Below are 17,548 nucleotides of genomic sequence, written 5' to 3' on the forward strand. Positions count from 1 at the left end.
GTTATTATGCCGGCTGAGGTTATCGCTTGGTTTGTAAACGCTTAAGTATTTGTGCGTTTAAAGTAGGTCGTCTAAAAAGCCCAAAGAACGCGAACCAGCAGCGCAAAGATTACTTATAGTACCTCCCTATATGATTTTAAATAATTTCCTAGTTGGATCAAGCGATTCGAGCACCTTTTGCAGATCCGTTTTCGACTGCTGGAAATAATGCATTAGATTAGCAAGGTTGGTGGTTAGGTAGAGGCTTTCCATTTGGATGCCCATAACATTGTCCAAACATTTACGAGTTACAGTAGCCATTTGATGTGTATCTGTATCATCGCTTAGCCTGTCGAGTTCTTTGATCATAGGGGTAAAATATTCTCTATCTAAAGTACGGTAGTCGAATTTACCATCTTCCAAATGGGGGAGAACCTGTACACCATAAAGTTCGTCCAACGTCCTGAACTTATCGCTGTAAAGAGCTTCTTTTCCACCCTTATTGATAAGTGTATTTTTATAGACGTGAAGTGCATGTAGCAGTTCTTGGAAATTTGCATTCAGTTTATCGTTTCTTTTTCCTATCTCTTCTAGTCCCTTGAAAAAGGTGTCCTTGAGCAATAGGCTATTGGATTTGATGATACTGATCTGGAGATTGATCTGCCCGGTCAGCGATACTGCCTCCTTGTAATCGTTAATGAAGTACCTGTTAATATAGGTGAGCAATTCGGATTTGTCTAGCGATTCGAAGTTTTCGCACTCTAACGAAGCTATGCTGACTAGTTTTGGAGGTTCATTCGGGTTTGCCTGCCGGTGATCTATCGCTTTTTGAATTTCCTCAACTTGCCTTTCTAATGGCTTGATTAGGATCTCAAGCTCCGTCTTCCACCTTTTACCAATCTTTTTCGTCCGCTTGATGTTTCCCCAGCCGTCGATCAGCTCTTTGAGCAGCAAACCCAGTACAAGGGTAATCACGGGAAGAATGTCCTTGTACCATGGATTGGTGTTTTTGGCCGCAGGATTATCCATTCGAATGTAGATGCAATGGTCAAGTTTCCTTGATGGTACCTTGACTTCTTTTACAACCAGCACAGCATTGACAGCTGGCATTACGTGCTTTGGTGTGTCAGTTTTTTTCTCAATAGGGACGGTTACCTGTTTGGGCGTAGTTTTTTCCAGTGACCTGACATCCTTGGAAGCAATCAATGCCATGACCATCAGAAAGATTGTAATGAATTTGGTTTTGGAAAGCATAGGATGCAAATTTATATTTTTTATAGGTTGCGCAAATATACCCATTTCTATCTCGCCCTATCTGAACCTGGAGATATGTTGTTTATCAGAAATCCAATTTCTGCTTCATTGATATTTGACAGAGATCAAATCGTAATTTCATAGTTCAAGTATCCTAAATAGTTGATATGGATATCACATGTGCAAAAATTGGATATTCTTAGATTTTTCTATAATGCCATACGGGATTTAGTAAGGACAGATTAAATACCCATTTAATTAATCAGCACCAAGGTACCCGGTGGACTTTCGGGGCGCAAAAATTGTTCGGCATAAACCCACTGGCTTTCCCTTTAGCCCATTTATTCCGCTGCATTTTTTGCTTGCTCAGTCACCGGCTGGTGTTCGCGCAATTAATCAAAATTTTCCATTTAAAATTTAAAGAGATGAAAGCGCAAAATTTAAATCCACTATTACAGGTTTCAGAGATCAGAGTTTCTTACCATCCGAAATTTCGTGCCAGCGAAAGACCAAGCGTAACTACTTCCAGACAAGCTTATGAGGTACTGATCAACAATTGGGATCTAGATAGGATTAACTTCCAAGAGCAGTTCTATATACTTCTTTTAAATACCGCTAGTAAGGTGATCGGCATATCTCAAATCGCTGCTGGAGGAAAAACTGTTACTGTTGCAGATCCGAAGCTGATCTTTAGCGTAGCATTAAAGGGACAGGCAACCTCAGTTATTTTGGCGCATAACCATCCTAGTGAAAGCCTAAAACCTAGTGAAGCAGATATCAACCTGACCAGGAAAATGGTTGAAATAGGTAAATTGCTAGAGTTGAATGTATTTGACCATCTGATTGTAACAAGGAACAGGTATTATTCATTTGGAGATGAAGGGCTAATTTAACTTAGCCCAATTATCATCACATTAATTGCGCTTCAATATGACTGAAAATACATTCTGATTTTTCAGAATATCGTTTAGATAATAAGGAGGTATAGATAAAACCGCTATTCGATCGAAAAAACTTTCTTTAAAAATATGATGCATACCGATCAGCATTTTTTTAATGTTTTCTAAATGGTTTAGAGATGTCTTTTATTCGTGTCATTTTCATATATTTATTTTTTAAAAGAAATTTTAACAATCTCATATGTCTGATCGCAAGGAAATTGAAATCAACACCGCGAAAGAGGAGTTGAAGAGGATTAATGCTAAGTTAACCAAGCCCCATTTATTAATTGGCGGGCTTGCGGTACAACAATATGTTTCTAGTCGGAATTCTAAAGATTTGGATCTAGTCTGTGATCATAAGACTGTTCAGCAATTGATAAAGGATTTATATCCTAGTAAAAACTACGACGTGATTGACCTCAACGAAGATGAATACCGCCCATCTTTCGAAATTGTCAATAAAATCAAAAAGAATAAAATGATTTTTTTAGGACCGAAGATTTGGGAGCGAGAGCCCTATATGGGAATAAATTGGGAAGAGTTGTTGATAGATGCTCAACCTTTCAGCTATAGGGGCGAGAAGCTTCAAAATATAAAGGTTCCTTCTATTGAAATGTTGGCATTTACTAAAATGCTTTCATTTATTTCTAGAGTTGGAAAATCACCAACTAAGGGAGAAAATGATCTCCAAGATTTTATCGATTTGACCAATAATAAGCACTTCAAAACCAATGCTCTTATAGATAAAATTAGATCAGAGAAATGTGAGCAAATCATTTCCCAGAAAATCCAAGAGTTTGATAGCTTTGGTGAATTATGGGAACAGTCCTTATTACTAGACATGGTAAATATTCTGGTTCCTCTAGCTGGTAAAGCTAATAAATCCACCGACACCGATGAGCTCGATGAAAAACGCGCCGAAATACATGAAGTTGAAAATTCGGTTGCCTTTTATGATTTGATAGCTGATAAGTATGATGACCGGAATACTAGAGAAATGTTTAATACCCATAAGAGCGTGATTTTGCTTCTTAATGAAAAATTAAGAAATGTGTCTTCATTAAAGGTGTTGGACATTGGTAGCGGAACTGGACGGAATATTGCATTTCATTATTTCGGCCATTCAAATATCGTTTGGCACTGCATTGAACCGTCTGCTCAAATGCGCGCTAAATTTGAGGCTAACCTGGAAAAATCAAAAATTGTATGTCGTATATTTGAAAACTCGATTTATGAGTTGCCTATTGAGCTTGAAACCGAGACATACGATGTCATTATTTTGTCCTTTGTGTTAAGTTCGCTGCCTAACATGCCAGATTTTAAAGAGTTGGCAAGCTTATTGAACACTAAGGGCATTGTCGTAATTGCAGATGCCGCACCTAGTTATGCCAAACTTAAACCACTATATGATTTTCAGTTAGGAAAAGATAAGGTTACCGCGTTGGCGCCTCGACAGGTCGATCCGTTTGATGTGGCAAAAGAACTCCTTCAAGAGGATTTGTTGATGAAAGAAGTTATTACAATCGAAAAGTCTAATGGGAGTCATTATTCGTATGTTTTAAGATTTCAGCGATAAGGAATATGGATGTTATTGAACTAATGGATTTTTTTCGTGTAAATCCAAATTATGAAATTAATACTAATTGGGTTGTCATTACTGGAGCCCCAAGTTCTGGAAAAACTACTTTGATTGAAAAATTGAAGGAGCTTGGTTATGCTACTTGTTCGGATATTAGTAGGGAATTAATAGAAAATCGGTTGAATACCGGGATGACCCTAGAGGAGATTTACCGAGATGAGCATGCTTTTCAATCAGAAATTCTTGCCGAGATGATTAACAAGCTTCAAACTATTCCTTCAGGTAAATTAGTTTTTCATGACTATTGCATACCTGATAATATACCTTTCTTAAAAATGCTGGAAATTCCTGTAACGGATGAATTTCGGCTTTCATCGAAACTTTATCGATTTAAAAAGGTCTTCATCTGTGAGCCATTTTCATTAGAAATTGATGGTATAAGACGTGAATCTTCAAAGGATCAATTATTCTTAGACATGGAAATTGAGAATATTTATGAAGAATTAGGTTATAGCGTCATAAGATTGCCAGCTACCGATGTGAATGAACGAATTCGCACTATCCAAGCGAATGTTAGTCAGTTAGCAGAGCTTGAAAATCTTAGTATTATTAGCCAATTGATAAGAGAAGAAGCCGCAGCTATTGATGCTGCTTTAGGCGAAAAGCTAATTGTTCCTGAGCCAATAGCCAAATTGGAGAAAGTAGTTGCTAATGAAAATGATGAATCAATTGAAGATCAATTTGAGAGGTCGAGAGAACGTATTCTAAGAATAAAAGACCTAAGCATAAAATTGCGGACTACAAATGGCTTGCAGGAATTAGAAAATGAGCCAGCCTATAAACGAAAGCAAATGCAAAAAGATCAACAATCTTCTGAGTCGCAATCTTCGCGATTTACTTTACGCAATGACGAAGGAACAGAAATTATACCAAATAGCTCTTTTTTACACGATAACGTAGATTAATAAAAAGGATTGTTTTATTAATTAATATTTTATCACTATCCAATAGTTGGTGTCTTCCAACCGCCAATCATTGCCACAAGAATTACAGGACAGGCGGGGTTTATTTACCATTCAGCCAAGCCCAAACGAAGAGCTGACTTTTGTGAAAGACAAAAACCTGCCAGATGAAATAGAACGGATAGAATTTGATCAATCTGCGGCAGCGCATATCCAAGGACAACTATTTAAAATGGGCATCAGGGAAGATATGCTGTTCCCGACCTCGACGGTTACGCCAACGACGGTATAAGGATTAACGAGATACTTGGTGCACATCATTACAAACAATGTTAGATTTAAAATTTTAGTACCTTTAGAAACGCTGACGACCCTTTAAATTATTAGACCTTTACCTTAAAATGAGCGAGACAAACCCAACCGTCAATATTTATTTTGATAGCCCTAAAACTTTTGACGCTGGTAATATCCTTTCATTGAACGGCATTACCGGACTATACTTTATTTTTAGTTCTTCTATTCAGATTCAATATCCCTTTGATACTTCCAGGCTGCTTTACATTGGCATGAGTGAAAAGAAAACCAACAGTATCGGAAGCAGGTTGAATGGTCACTTTGGCGGTAAATCAAAAAACGTCGGTTTGGTGAGTTATAGAAAAGTGGAACCGCTATGGTTTACCTATATCAATTTCGAAATGCTTAAAGGTATCTGGGCTTTTCGCGTTGAGGATTTGGAAAGCTATTTCATTTTAAATTTTGTGCAGCATTTTGGCGTTTATCCGATTTGCAATAATAAGACAGGTCTGGATGTGATGAGTAACAATATCGCAACACATTTCAAGATCGACTGGAACTATTTTAAATAACAGCTATGAGTAACGAGGTAAAATCGGGCAAGGAAATTTTGGATGACTTTTTTAAAGAGATTGGAAACATTCCAAATGTAGACAAAACGCTTGCGCAATCTTTGGCAACCCTATACGAACAGGGGAAACTCACCGACACAAACGTGAAAAATGAATTACACACTTTAAGAGAGCAGGATGCCGATCAAAATTAAGCAACTCCATATTTCCGGGTTAAGGGGAGTCCAGGAACAGTTCGCCTTAGATCTTGGTGAAAAATCCATCCTTTTATACGGGGATAATGGCACTGGTAAAAGCAGTATATCGGATGCACTGGAATGGTATTACACCGATGCGGTATCGCACCTGGGCAGCCAGGAAATAGATTTGAAAGATGCGCTTAGAAACGCTTACCTATCTGGGGAAAAAGAATCGTCGATCAAGATCAACTATAGTAAACCGGCCATTAATGCCGAAAGAAAGCTCTATTATAAAAAAGGAAAATTAGTTACTGAATTTTCAAATGAGACAACCGATTTTGCAGAATATCTTGAACGGTCACGAAAAGAAAACTTGTTACTGCGTTACCAGTTCCTGCGCGATTTTGTTGACCAAACAAAGAGTGACAAGCTAAAGAACTTGTCGGATATTATTGGTTTCTCCGAAGTGACAAAAGCAAAAGAAGTATTAAAGAAGTCTTTCAACTTTGTCAAAGCTGAAATCAAAAACCAAAACTTTGAGAACCAAATCAATACTCAAAAAACTACCTTAATTGAAAAAATAGGGGCGGCCTTCAGCCGAGAGGCCAATCTTTTTGAGAAAATCAATGAAACCATTGCTCCATTCAGCTTAGGCTTCACCGTTGCCTCAATGGCCGATATAGATAAGGTGTTGGCTAAATTGAAAACACCTGCGTCCTCCAAATTCGTAAACGAGCTGAGGTTTCTGGAAACCTGTCAGGCATCACTAACGAACCTACAAAAGGAAGTTGATTTCATCGATACTGAATACACTAAATACCATGCGGAATTTAATAAAATTGCCGATGATGTAGAATCCATCATGCAGACCTATCTTGCCGAACTCTTAAAGGTCGGAAATGATGTCATCGTCAAGAAATTCCATAAGGACGAAAGCTGTCCGCTTTGCTTACAACCAAAAAACCTGACCGACTTACAGGCAGAAATAAAAGTACGTCTTCAGGAAATAGGAGAATCTGCTAAAAAGAAAGCGGCTTTCGACAGTTCAAAAACAAGCATGGTGGCCATTGCTGCGGAACGTATCAAAAGGCTCGATGCTTTGGCAACCGACCTGCTGTATAAAGATCCGGCCAATGCAAAAATCAGCGCGGCTGTTGCTGGATTGAAAGAGAAAATCGAACTGTATCAGAAAGCTGCATTGGAAAAGGTTACCTCCGGCAATAAGTTAAGCGACGCATCTTCGTTGAAACTTCAGGCAACGGATTTCCTTGAAAACGTCGACATAACTGCCCGGATCACAAAGATAAAAACAGCCATTGAAAGTGACAACACAACTGTGCTATATGCTAATATATCAGCTGCCAAAGATGCTTTTTTGAAAATCAAAAATTTCGAGAAAGACCGGGAGAAACTTGAAAAACAAAAAAACTCGCTGGAGATCATATTTAACGAGTTTGTAAAAAAGCAAAAAGAAGGTCTACAGAATTTTATTGATACCTTTTCGGGTACCATCAATGAGTTTTACCAGTACATGAACCCCGGTGAATTGTTTGAGGAAATCCGTATCGTCACCATTGGTGAGGAAGACGAGCTTAACGGTATAACCATTGAATATAAGTACAAAGGGGAATGGGTATCACCGCCTCAAAAATATTTTAGCGAATCTCACCTGAACTGTTTTGGCATTTCATTTTTTTTAGCATCGGTGGTTGCTTTTAATAAGGAAAATAAGTTTTTAATACTAGATGATATTATCTCAAGTTTTGACACCAATCACAGGAAAAAATTTGCTGACCTGTTGTTCGAAAAATTCGCGGACTATCAAATCGTCTTGCTTACCCATGAAGAACAATGGTTCCAATATGTTCGTCAGATTGCTAAGAAAAAAGGATGGTTGATTAACGAAATCAAGTGGACAGAAGCAAAAGGGACACATTTAAATGAATCGCCCGATGACCTAAAAGAAATGATAGAACTTAACTTAGCTAATGGAAACGTAACCTTTCTGGGAAATCCTATACGGAGATATTTGGAGCACATCCTAAAAACGATCTGTTTAAACCTAGAGGTTAAATTAAGCTTCAGATACAACGAGGTAAACGAAAAGAGGATGCCAGATGAAATGATTAACGAGTTGAAATCGAAAATAAACAAGACCAGTGTGGAATTAAAAGCGAAACTTCCAATTATAGATAAGTTGTCAGGCTCTTCGGTATTCGGCAACCTTCTTTCACATGACAACCCATTTGACCCAAAACTTGGAGATTTAAAGGCATTTTGGAGTGATATAATAGAATTTGAAAAGCTATTTCATTGCCAGGATGCAGCCTGTAAAAAACCCGATGTTTCATTAAGAAATTATGACACGGTTGCCAAGAAAATTCGATGCGGCTGCGACATCACCAAATACGATTGGAAAACTTAACCTTCGTTTATGCAATTAATAAGGCTATGTCAAAATGATGAACCGGGATAACTTTAGTACCGAAACCAAACGCATTTTAGCGGGCCGGGTGGCATATGGTTGCAGTTATCCAGGGTGCCCGGCGATAACCATTGGGCCAAATACGACAGATCATCAGAAGGTAATTATTTTAGGAGAAGCCGCACATATCCATGCTGCGGCACCACTTGGCCCGCGTTATCTTCCCGAAATGACTGTCGGGGATCGCAAATCGATTGACAACGGTATTTGGATGTGCAGAGCACATGCACGTTTAATCGATGCCAATAAGGGCAATTACGCAGCGGAAACATTGCTTCAATGGAAACAATCAGCAGAGGCAGAAGCTTATCGCGCCTTGAAAAATATAGAGAGAACCAAATTTCCTGACCCTACTACGATCATCTGCCTGAACCCCAATCTAATGTTTGAGGGAATATGGAAAGCGGCCAATAACGACATCTGGACATTCCTGATCAAGGAGTTTATTTACGGGGATATTGATTCGCTCAAGGCATACCATTCAAAAACGGACAGGCCATTCAATAATTATGTGATCGTAGAATCACAGGGAGATGGACGTCTGATCGACCAGCACTTTCAATGGAATTACCGGGCGGGTGAGATGGAAATCAGCGTTAAGGTTTTCCCCTCTATCATTCGCAGAAATCCCGACAATATAGGCAGTGATACTTCAACAGGTCTGGATGGAGATATTGAGTTCGAGGATAATGATTTTAAAGTCGTTTCCGGAAAGGAGTACGCTAAGCAACTTATTGAACGTAACCTAAGCATACAGCTGGGCAGCTGGCCTGTCCACCCTAAAACAGGGTCTCTTTTTACAAAATATTACAAAGAACATAAAGCCAATCGTCTGTTGCTGAACAGGCTCATTAAAGTTGAAATCACAAGGCTCATGACCATCCCCGTAGATACCGATGATGCGACGGATGAACCAGAACTGAGCTTCATCAATCGGGTACATGAGGTAAGGGTACTGGAAGAACTGGACAATATCGTACCCGTTTATATTGCTTTGGAATGGGGAGACGGCTCATTCTGGAGCGATACTTTGCACATCCACCTTCATCAGTACAGTCATGAATTGGAAAGTGAATTGACTGATTTTCCGCAATTCATACAAGAAACTTTTGACCAGGTGGCCTTGGCACAAATGAGGAGGCTAACCGCGAATCTAGCTACAGAAGAAGTACAGGAAAAAGTTAACCCAAAGGCCATTATGAAAGTTTTCACGGATGTGCTCCCGGACATCATGAAGAAAGCAGACACAGCTTTAAACACAGAAATCTACCCGCTTTTTGACACACACATACTATACCGCTCCTTTGACAATAACACCTTTGAATACAATACCTCATACGATTTGGAACTGGCCATGTATCAGCGGGGCATTATACAACAGGTCGGGGTTACCATTAGCCTGAAGGGCTTTAAAAAGGCAGGCATAAAGGCATTCGATACCATTAGTGACCTGTTCATTTATTTCAATGATTACAATTACATGGTGGGTAGTTCAAAAACTCAGCCCTGGCTCATTAAGTTGTACCATCAGTCACCATCCGCAGATGAAACGCAGCGACTTGCAAACCAGTTGATCAATATCGTGATGAAGCAAATCAATCAAAAGATATTGGAGACCGGTTTGTCTGGAGACCTTTCAGCATGACACGCGATTACCCATAGCTGACTTACTTGATATATTTAGCAAATAACTCTTTAAGGCCCATCGTCAAATTCTCGGGGCTATCAGTTCCAAAGGTCATGTAGTGTACTGGTTCGTCCTGCTGCTGAACATTATATTGAAAATCCTTAAACATGTGCAGGTACCGCTCTTTAAAAAAGTCCTTGTCATATTTCTTAAAATAGATATTTTCATAGGAAGCGCCCGTGTGAATGTTAAACGAACCTGAAAGCACCTCTACATAATCATCATAAATACCAACGTAGTATTTGGCGTGAGACTTCTGAAAATAAGCCGTGCCCTTTTTGTCCATCTTTTTTATTAAAGGCTCTAAAAGTCCAAGCTCGACTAGCACCTTGAAATCTATTCCTGAATTGTCCTGCGCTTTTTTGTAAAGGTTGAAAGTACCCTTGCGTGTAATAAGCTCGGTTTTCTCAATATCGACATTGATTTCCAGCCAGTTCCAAAGTTCTTGTAGCGCTTGCTCCGAACTCTTATAATTGAAACCAATAAAAGGCACAACCAGCAGCACTTCCCGCGCAGTATACCGCCACCTATTTAAAAAACGTTCCAAAAACACGATCAGTTGATCTCTGGTGTAAATCCCGTCAACTTCATACTCTATATCTACGCTAGAATGATGGATCAAATATAAATTATCCATGCACAGGTCATTTTCAGAATCTACTCGCTTAGCAAAAACGGCACTATAGTTTTTGCGAGCTCTGCTATAGTTGATAATGATAAAAGACTTTTCAGCACTATAACTGCCTTTCAAATAAAAATGGGCATAGGCCTGGTATTTTGAAGTGATCTCCTGCGTTAATTTCAAGAGTTCCTGCTGAGCAGTCTTTTCAAAATTTAATGAACCTTTTGTAAACAAAGGAAACTCCGAGGGCGACCAATCCACCATTGGTGGCCGCTCATAATTAAATACTGCAGAGATATTCAGCTTATCCATCAGGGTCGCAGAAATTTTATGTTTCTCAAGTAAGTGAGCCGGAAGCTCATCGGTCCATACATCCAACTTCTTCCCGCCATTTACTATGCCCGATGCATCGTAAGGATTAGTTAACTTACAGGGAAAAACAGTTTTGCAAGTTTCGCATTCGATCACTAATCCGCCCCTATCGTTTTCACCGCCCACAAACCTGCCCTCACTTAAATGAATAGGAGCTTTGCATTTTTTACTGGGACAGATTACGATTTTAAGATGACGTTTGATTTCCATTTATAGGTTATGTTTTAACAAAGATAGGATTTGTCTATCAGCATAGCCAAGTTAAACATGGGTAGTCAGATCAACGCTGAACTAAACTAACATCAGGGTACTACATAAATGCAGTTTGCAGTTCACACCTATGGGATGGAATCCTCTATATTAAGGGCACTTCTTCCCAATTTACTTGTCTTTTTTGGTCGGTTTCTGTTTCGTTCGGCCTTGGTGAAGATTTCCGACAACCTCAAAATTTTTGGAATCGAAAGAATTTGTAATGGCAAATGACCTTTCCTTTCCGATAGTCAAGGGCCAAAGAGGATTAGTCTGATTATCCAGAGCATGGGCATTATAAAAAAACGGGAGTAAAAGTGATGAACTCTCAATAATTCTGAAAATTTGTTCCTGAAAGTAATCTTTATAAAAATCTGTTCTATCACCCTTATTTCGCTATAAAGTAGCCTTCTTTAACCTTTAAGATGTTTTTTTTTGAGACTGTACTTGGATTTGATTTTGGTTTACAGCTTTTTGTAAGGGCATTAGGATATATCTTCCTAATGCCTGTCTTTGAAGAAAATTATACTAAGAAATTAAGATTTAAAAGGTTAATATGTTGGTATACAGTATATTCTTGTAAGATCGTCCAGAAACTGGTTCGATCTTAGTGTGTCCGGGAGTACAAATTGAACTCAATTCCGATGGTTATTGTTCTTTCGGAGATGAAGGTTTGATATAGCCTGAGAACTTAACACTTTCTTTAATTCATATATTTCTTATGATCCACATTCAAAGAATTTCTATGAAGATTTGAATGAGCCTTGGATATACTGTTTTTGTTCTTTACCGCTATTCGATTGAAAAAATTTTCGATGATTTTAAACGGCGAGAATGTTTATTGTGAATTAAAATCAAAAAAATAAAAATTATGTGCAACTTTGAAATCAAAATAAAAGTTTTATAAAACTCCAAATTTTTGGTTCTAAAGTAACCCGCTAAAGGGTCGTTTTAGAACCAAAAATGAAATTTATAAGCAATAAAATATACATTTACTCTATGAAGCCCTTTGTTGTCAAATCGTCAATAATGGGTTCAAGAAGGCTTAGAAATCTATCGAGGTGTTCAAAGTATTCCCGCTCATGGGTACAATAAAAGGTCTTTAGCTTTGTTAAAGGCCTTTTTTATTTTCGAGATACAATTATTTAGATAGGTTATTGTTCTGATTGGTGAGAACACCAACCGGAGGGTAATTAGGCGTCTCCTTCTGATGAGCAGATATTAAGCAGTAGCAACCTCGGGCTTTTTCTCTTTTGTAGGGAGCAAACGATTTAACAGCTCTTCCAGTAATGGAACAAGCGGGATAAAAAGCAATACGCCTGTGGTATTGAAGATCATATGGGCATTGGCTATCTTTTGCTCTATGCTTGCATTGCCCGAAATCTGTTCTATAAATCCGGTGAAGAGCGGAAAGATCAACAGGCCTATGGCAATGGAAATGATATTGAAAAGCAAATGAAAGAGACCGGTCTTTACTGCCTGCCTGTCCGAACGGATGGTTGCCAGCAGGGTATCTGAACAGGTGCCCAGTTCCGCACCGATCATCACGGCGATACCACCGCCAAGATTGATTAGTCCTTTTTTTGCAAGGGTAATGACCATGCCTACGGTAGCGGATGATGACTGAATAACAAGTGTCACTAGTGCGCCGATAGCGGTTCCCCTTAATGGATTGTCTAATTTTTCCATCCAGGTTAAAAAAGCGGGATCGTCTTTTAAGGGTTCAACGGCACGTTCCATCGTATATAGGCCAAAGAACAGAATGCCGAAGTAAAGTACCACTTTTCCTGTTTTGGAAACTTGTTCGCTTTTTGAGAACAGGCTGAACACCAGTCCCAGAAAAATCGGTATGGGTGAATACTGCCCGATGTCCAGCGCAATAAGCTGACTGGAAAAGGTTGTACCTATGTTAGCGCCCATTACAATCCCCATAGACTGCCTGAACGTTAATGCGCCTGCATTGACCAGCACAATGGTCATGATGATAACAGCCGATGAAGAATCAAGAATGGTTGTGATTACAATGCCGGTCAGTATGGCGGTGAATACGTTTTTGGTAAAGAAGCCCATCCATTTTTTAGCCTTATCGCCAAGCAATTCTTTAAGCGTATCAGACAGGTTGTTGATGGCGAAAAGGAACAGGCCAAGCCCACCCAATACCATCAGTATAATTTCCCACATAAAATTTATAGTTATCCCTGTCTATCAACAATTGACACATCGAGCTAAGACATTAACAATCTGTAAGTTTCGGAGTTTGGTGCTGTGTATTAAGGTTGTGTAAAGAAACACTACGTTTTATCTCATCATGGCGTGAATAAGCCAACTACTGATAACGTAAGCAGTTCCAGCCGCCTCCTTCCGTTCCTCCGCCACCCATGCTGCCTGCCACTTTATAATTTCTTATAAGTGTTTCAAATCTCTGGTCAATATATTCTACCCATCTTTTTGGTAGCAAAGCGCTCAACAATCCCTTTGACGTTAAGACCGAGCCCTACGGGTTTGCTGAAAAAAAAATCTTCCCTGCTCACTACGCTCACGAGTTTTTCTGAAAAGTCTTGCCTGACAAAGGGATTGGTTTAGGTGAGGGTGCTTATCAAAAAGACAGGAGGCCCCTGCCGACTGACATATTAAAAAAACAGATAGCACATGAAAACAAAAACAGCAAATGGCAGCAGCCGACCCACCGCAAGAAGCAAAGCAACAGCACAGACAAACGCCTATAGGGCAAAATCAAATTGTTATCAGTAAAAGTGGGTGTATTCAACCCTTCAAAGGGATGGAACTCCTGTTTTTTGAAGAAGCCCATCTTTGCTTGCGCCGAATACTTTATCTCAAATCAGTTCTAAGGGACGATAACCAGATAAATCCTCACCATATTGCCTTGCTGTATTCCGCCAGCTAACCGTTCTACCCTTTTTTCTCCCCTCTTGGTATGCCCCACCTGGTTGCTCACTCAGGAATGAATATAAAAAGAGATTATGCTCAGGGAAAGCAATTTCCTCATCCTTGATACAAGGGATTTCATTTAATTGCTTGCTGATGTACATGACCAATTGTATCGGGTCTGAAGCAAAAAGGGGCATGCTCTTAAAATGCAGCCGTTTCGCCCTGTCGTCAGCGAAAACCTCCATCAATTGATTGGCTTTATATTCCAGCGATATTCCAGCGTCCATATACACTGTCGAAATATCATCCAGACTATCTCCGATAACCTGCATTCCTTCAAGGACAGTATTTAAATCGTCCTGACTGAAGAATTCGCTGAACTGCTCAACCATAGCATGTAGTTCCTGTTGCTGCTGCTGGAAATTTATGTTTTTTTCTGCAGTGATCGAACCGAGTTCATCGTGATATGTCTTTAGCGCTGATTTATCCGTCAAAAACCGTATTGGCCCCAAGCCTTTCAGCGGCAATAATTCCCAAAATGGCGAATGTTGGTTAAGGTTACTCATATCACAAAATTAAAAATTATTTGAAGGAAAACCATAGGTGTTAATGGGGCATTACTTTCCTGCCCGTTCAGCCCGGTTTGGGATTGGACTATACCTGGTGTTTGAAATCTTAAAGTTACATGGCAGCCATATTAAGGTGGATAGCAGAGTAGGTGAGGTTCGGCTTTCTTATTTAATCTCGCAGTAGACACTGGGCTATAAATGCCTTTGGTTATTTGATCTTTCCGCTTTGATTATGTTTATTCAGCGCAGCGGGATGAGTCCATTATCATTATTCCATCGTTTTTTGGTAATTTTTAAATAGAGGAATAGCGTATGATTTGATAATCAGCTTGGAGAAATGGGGCGAAAACAATAGAGCTGTTTTGGAGGCAGCCCTTAGTGAAAAAAAATAATAGAAATATTAATATGCCAACCTAATGTAATTATATTGTTTAACTATTGTGAGATATATTTCGTTGACTTCGTTTGCATAAAATGTTCAGAAGTAACTGGTAACTACGCATATGTTTTCCTTTATCATCAACATTAGTTGGGTAAAGGCAATCAACAATTATGAAATCTTACTTTCAACTTTTAATTCTATGTTAACATTGGTTCCCTGTCCATTATTACCCGAAATGATATCAAATTTTCCACCCAAATAGGCTACCCGTGTTTTGATATTACTGATTCCCATCCCTTTCTTTTCTTCCAAGCTTCCAATATCAAAGCCTACGCCATCATCCTCAATAGTAATCATAAAATTATTCAGATACAGACTACATTGCAACAACACATTTTTTGCTTTTGAATGCTTTGCAACATTATTTAATAGCTCTTGTACGATACGATAGATGGTCATCTGCTGATCAACAGGCAAGCCATCAATTACGCCCAGGCATTGAAAATCAATCACTAAACTATCTGACATAAAAGACTCACATAAATCTCTCAAAGAAACTTCAAGGCCAAATTTGAGTAAGGAGGCTGGCATCAGATTGCCTGCAATTGATCTCAATTCAGTGATTGAATTATCCAGGCGATTCACAATTGAGCCCAATTCCTGATCATCAGTCAAACCTGACTTCGCAGACCATCCAGAGAGGTTTATTTTAACAGCCGCAAGCATCCCGCCCAATCCGTCGTGCAAATCGCGGGCTAGCCTCTTCCGTTCTTCATCCTGCCCATTGATCATTGCACGCGTCAGTTTAACCTGATATTGCTGATCAATGTATTTCAGTTCCTGTTGGTAATTCAATTCTTTCAATTTTTTTCTGTTCTGGAAAAACAAAAATCCGCCAACCAACAACAATGCAAGAACCAAACTTACAGTCCCTAATAACCAATTCATCAGAAGTCTGTTCTTGGCTTCAAATTTAACCTTCTCATTGGCAGCAGTCAGCTCGGATATGCGTTTTTTATTTTCTGCAGTTCGGAACTTGGCTTCAAGCGCATTAATATCGGTATTGATCTTACTTTTATATAGGCTGTCACTTAATTTTCCATGTCGTTCTAACCACGAATAAGCAGCTTTAATATTGCCCAGGCGGAAATTGTTTCGTGCCTGCTGATTAAAAATTGATTTTCGGTTATTAGCTGAAGTCATGAAATCATTGTCTTTCGCTACACTATCAAGTATGTGTTGAGCAGCTTTATAATCCTTAAGATTAGTCAATGCAGAATATTTTTGAATCAAGAGACTTTTTACCAGATAGCTCAGTTTGAGTTCTTTTCCAATGGCAATTCCTTTATCATAACTTTTTAATGCTGATTTGTATTGATGCACGCCCTCGAAGTAATTTCCTTCCGAGAAATAGTAATCGGGCTGTATTTCAGATTTTGGATAGTTAATCAAAATAGCCTTTGCCTTATCCAGCATGGATTTCGATTGGGGAAACTTAAATAAATAGTTATAATTCGCTGAGGCAAGAATGTAGGCTTTCGCTAAAACGGGTGAGTTAACAGACAAATTTTTTGACATCTCAATCGCCAGATTGTAATAGGTTTCGGCTTTAGAGCGCTCACGGCTATTCATAAAAATCATGGCCAACTGGGTGTAGTAAGTTGCAAGTTTTAGCGTATCACCGCTTTTCTTTGCCAGCGGAATGATCTGGTTGAGCAGCATATCCACAACCGTCTTGATGTGATCATTTTTTTGCTGGATAATGGCGCTATTATGCAATACCCGCGCTCTGAAAAGGTAGGCTTCTTTATTGGAATATCTGGAGAGCAATTGATTGCCTTTAAGCGCAGCTTTTTGGCTTTTTAACGTATCGCTTTCCAGAAAGACTATAGATTCGTAAAAATAGGAGATGGCCTGCAAATAGGGATGTTTTTTGCCCAATTCCCGGCCCTTTTTTAAATGCCACTTTGATTTCTGATCTTCATGTTTATTGACGTAATAATATGATAAAAGAAAAAATGTCCTAGCTTTTATGCTGTCAGACACATTCAGCTTTAAGCTCTTATTCAGGCTGTCCGCATATGATTCCTGATTTAACGGTAATTGTGCTTTACACCAAGCGATGCACAACGGCAATATTAAAAGAACAAGTATATATTTTTTTGCCATTTATATTAGTTATGTAAATAGACTTGCTGGAAATGTTGCCATAATTATAAATCCGAAACAACTATAATAATACACCACAATTATAGTGATTAGTGTGACTTAAAATCATTCCGCAAGAACAAAATACCTAAAAACCAGTAGAAATAATTCCCTGTAAGAAAGTATTGTATAGCCTGTGCTATCGAAATAATTTTGTACAGATGCTACTGAAAGTGACAGTCAGGATCAGAGTATAAATTTAAAATTATATAGAATATCTTTTACTATTAGTCATGAACCAAACGTTATGAAAAAATTATCTGTGTTGATATTTTATTTGTTGGCCATAAGTTCCTGCACAGCTCCTGGTGCTTATAAAAACCAG

General features: G+C 38.8%; 13 protein-coding genes. 8 read left to right on the plus strand and 5 right to left on the minus strand.

Annotation, left to right across the window (positions count from 1 at the left end; all coding sequences use genetic code 11):
• Positions 1-126 precede the first annotated feature (126 nt).
• Positions 127-1,233: a hypothetical protein gene (locus ACN1CD_RS16130; protein WP_419131418.1), complete on the minus strand. Its 1,107-nt coding sequence runs from the start codon at positions 1,231-1,233 to the stop codon at positions 127-129.
• A gap of 425 nt (positions 1,234-1,658) precedes the next feature.
• Here ACN1CD_RS16130 and ACN1CD_RS16135 point away from each other — a divergent pair, with 425 nt between their 5' ends.
• From ACN1CD_RS16135 to ACN1CD_RS16170, 8 genes are all read left to right on the plus strand, one after another.
• Positions 1,659-2,126 (plus strand): JAB domain-containing protein, encoded by a 468-nt coding sequence (locus ACN1CD_RS16135; RefSeq protein ID WP_419131419.1) that lies wholly within the window; start codon positions 1,659-1,661, stop codon positions 2,124-2,126.
• A gap of 247 nt (positions 2,127-2,373) precedes the next feature.
• Complete coding sequence (locus ACN1CD_RS16140; protein WP_419131420.1) at positions 2,374-3,750, plus strand: class I SAM-dependent methyltransferase; 1,377 nt, start codon at positions 2,374-2,376, stop codon at positions 3,748-3,750.
• Between the two features lie 5 nt (positions 3,751-3,755).
• Positions 3,756-4,718 carry an AAA family ATPase gene (locus ACN1CD_RS16145; protein ID WP_419131421.1) on the plus strand — a complete coding sequence of 321 codons (963 nt, stop codon included), beginning with the start codon at positions 3,756-3,758 and terminating at the stop codon, positions 4,716-4,718.
• Positions 4,719-4,788: 70 nt separating this feature from the next.
• Positions 4,789-5,007: a hypothetical protein gene (locus ACN1CD_RS16150; protein WP_419131422.1), complete on the plus strand. Its 219-nt coding sequence runs from the start codon at positions 4,789-4,791 to the stop codon at positions 5,005-5,007.
• Between the two features lie 109 nt (positions 5,008-5,116).
• Positions 5,117-5,581 carry a hypothetical protein gene (locus ACN1CD_RS16155; RefSeq protein ID WP_419131423.1) on the plus strand — a complete coding sequence of 155 codons (465 nt, stop codon included), beginning with the start codon at positions 5,117-5,119 and terminating at the stop codon, positions 5,579-5,581.
• Between the two features lie 5 nt (positions 5,582-5,586).
• Positions 5,587-5,775: a hypothetical protein gene (locus ACN1CD_RS16160; protein ID WP_419131424.1), complete on the plus strand. Its 189-nt coding sequence runs from the start codon at positions 5,587-5,589 to the stop codon at positions 5,773-5,775.
• On the plus strand, positions 5,759-8,185 hold the full coding sequence (locus tag ACN1CD_RS16165; RefSeq protein ID WP_419131425.1) for a hypothetical protein: 2,427 nt from the start codon (positions 5,759-5,761) through the stop codon (positions 8,183-8,185). The genes ACN1CD_RS16160 and ACN1CD_RS16165 overlap by 17 nt, the downstream gene beginning before the upstream one ends.
• Before the next feature lie 271 nt (positions 8,186-8,456).
• Positions 8,457-9,890: a hypothetical protein gene (locus ACN1CD_RS16170; protein WP_419131426.1), complete on the plus strand. Its 1,434-nt coding sequence runs from the start codon at positions 8,457-8,459 to the stop codon at positions 9,888-9,890.
• Positions 9,891-9,912: 22 nt separating this feature from the next.
• On the opposite strand, the gene ACN1CD_RS16175 is transcribed toward ACN1CD_RS16170, so the two are convergent.
• The 4 genes from ACN1CD_RS16175 to ACN1CD_RS16190 form a co-directional block, all read right to left on the minus strand.
• Complete coding sequence (locus ACN1CD_RS16175; protein WP_419131427.1) at positions 9,913-11,136, minus strand: hypothetical protein; 1,224 nt, start codon at positions 11,134-11,136, stop codon at positions 9,913-9,915.
• A gap of 1,260 nt (positions 11,137-12,396) precedes the next feature.
• The gene (locus ACN1CD_RS16180) at positions 12,397-13,356 is read right to left on the minus strand and encodes a Na/Pi cotransporter family protein (RefSeq protein ID WP_419131428.1); all 960 of its coding nucleotides are present in this window, start codon (positions 13,354-13,356) and stop codon (positions 12,397-12,399) included.
• A 653-nt stretch (positions 13,357-14,009) separates the two neighbouring features.
• A complete protein-coding gene (locus ACN1CD_RS16185; protein ID WP_419131429.1) occupies positions 14,010-14,630 on the minus strand; it encodes a hypothetical protein in 621 nt (206 codons plus the stop codon).
• Positions 14,631-15,183: 553 nt separating this feature from the next.
• Positions 15,184-16,956 carry a histidine kinase gene (locus ACN1CD_RS16190; protein WP_419131430.1) on the minus strand — a complete coding sequence of 591 codons (1,773 nt, stop codon included), beginning with the start codon at positions 16,954-16,956 and terminating at the stop codon, positions 15,184-15,186.
• Positions 16,957-17,548 lie beyond the last annotated feature (592 nt).

Origin of the sequence: Pedobacter sp. N23S346, from assembly GCF_048515415.1 — a bacterium.
Classification (GTDB): domain Bacteria; phylum Bacteroidota; class Bacteroidia; order Sphingobacteriales; family Sphingobacteriaceae; genus Pedobacter.